This is a genomic window from Alistipes sp. CAG:29, assembly GCF_000435435.1.
Classification (GTDB): domain Bacteria; phylum Bacteroidota; class Bacteroidia; order Bacteroidales; family Rikenellaceae; genus Alistipes; species Alistipes onderdonkii.
This window is the reverse complement of the sequence record NZ_FR893413.1, coordinates 1-1505: the sequence shown is the minus strand read 5'-3', so window position 1 is coordinate 1505 and position 1505 is coordinate 1. Positions and strand designations below refer to the sequence as shown.

Sequence of the window (1505 nt, the reverse complement as noted above, 5' to 3'; positions counted from 1 at the left end):
CGGGTCTTCTGGCGTGATCCTGCCGATGAAACTTCGGGGTATTATACCGTATGTTCGGGCAATGACGACGTAGAAGAGCCTTCTGAGGATGACATCATTTTGATTTGTTCCTCGGACTCGGAAGCCGAAGTCTTCCCATGCGAACTACGGCCCGTATCCGATAATCATTAAAGACGCTTTCGAATGAAGATGCAGGAATCCGATTTCCGGCGTGCGCTGGAAATCATCACCCGAAACAACAGAATCACGGTGTCGTTCAACACACCGATTGCCGACAACTACTCCCAAGTCTATCCGCTTCTTATCCATGAGAGCAACGCTTCGGTACTGAAACAGCTCCATGAGGCGGGCTTCTCGATGAGCATGACGAAAAAAAGACTGGAAGTATCGAAGTATTAACCTCAAATAATCGCGCAATGAAACGCTATGTATTTTATCGAAATCAAAAAATTACTGTCATAGATTGCCGGTATTTCAGTTTTGAAGCCGAGAATCTCGAAACGGCAGTCCAGAAGATCAAGGAGCTGTGTGCTGACGGTCAACTCGATGAACTGTCAAATGATCCGACCTATCAGGAAGATGCTGCTTATCAGATTCCCGGAACGGAATATCCACTGGACATAGAAAACAATAACGGAGATCCTACGGTTATGATTTACTCGGCCGCAGACGGAAACTGCATCACGGACAACCTTCCGAAGAGAAGTATCAAATGCTTGTCGATGCCTGCGAGGCGTGGTGGAACAGACAATTCGCAGAGGAGCAAATCCGAATCCGGAAAGAGTCTGCCCAATGAATACCCGGAACAAACCCGATCTGCATTGCGGACCCCGACCTGATGTCCGCAGAAATACAATAACTCAAACCAAGAACATTTTAATGAACGAAACCAAGAATTTACACGAATATTACCGTAACCATAAGGAGGCGATCAACACGTCGATTATGGAAATTGCCTGCGATCTGGCCGTCGGACGGCTGCTGAACGCACACGATGCACCTTTCGAAACATTCGTCGAAGCCGATGACCCCGACGATCCCGACGGCGGAACCCATTACAAGGAGGAATATCAAAAGGAATACGATACGTATTACGATAAGGAGTACGCCCGTGTCGCAAAGCTGATGAAATTCGACTATTGCCAAGAGGACGGAGTCGCGGCTTCGCCTGAAGATACGAACACCTAAACCATATACTTATATGATCGATATTCCTTTGTCCCTGCGCGTTCCGCCGCAGGGACGCTATAACCGCGGTATTTATACCTGTTATGAATGTGGTTTCGAACCGCCGCACTATAACGTAGTGCCCTGTATGCTGGGCCTTGCCGAGACCTCTGCCGGTACGATGGTCGTCTGGGAATGTCCCCGATGCGGTCAGAAATGGATGTTTCATTATCGGGCCCAAAATTCCCGTGAGGCTCACGATTACGCTGCCCAACTTCTCGCTTACCGCAATGGCGATCCCGATTGGCGTATGACGCTGAATCCCGACTGGATTGCGG

General features: G+C 49.0%; 4 protein-coding genes. All 4 read left to right on the top strand.

Annotated features, from left to right (window positions below; genetic code table 11):
* The first annotated feature begins 183 nt into the window (after positions 1–183).
* Positions 184–399: a hypothetical protein gene (locus QVP03_RS02200; RefSeq protein ID WP_022332020.1), complete on the top strand. Its 216-nt coding sequence runs from the start codon at positions 184–186 to the stop codon at positions 397–399.
* 17 nt (positions 400–416) lie between these two features.
* Positions 417–839 carry a hypothetical protein gene (locus QVP03_RS02195; RefSeq protein ID WP_022332019.1) on the top strand — a complete coding sequence of 141 codons (423 nt, stop codon included), beginning with the start codon at positions 417–419 and terminating at the stop codon, positions 837–839.
* Positions 840–879: 40 nt separating this feature from the next.
* Positions 880–1188, top strand: coding sequence for a hypothetical protein (locus tag QVP03_RS02190; protein ID WP_022332018.1), 309 nt, complete (start codon positions 880–882; stop codon positions 1186–1188).
* Between the two features lie 13 nt (positions 1189–1201).
* Positions 1202–1505: hypothetical protein (locus QVP03_RS02185; RefSeq protein ID WP_288210604.1), on the top strand; the 304-nt coding region annotated here is incomplete at its 3' end.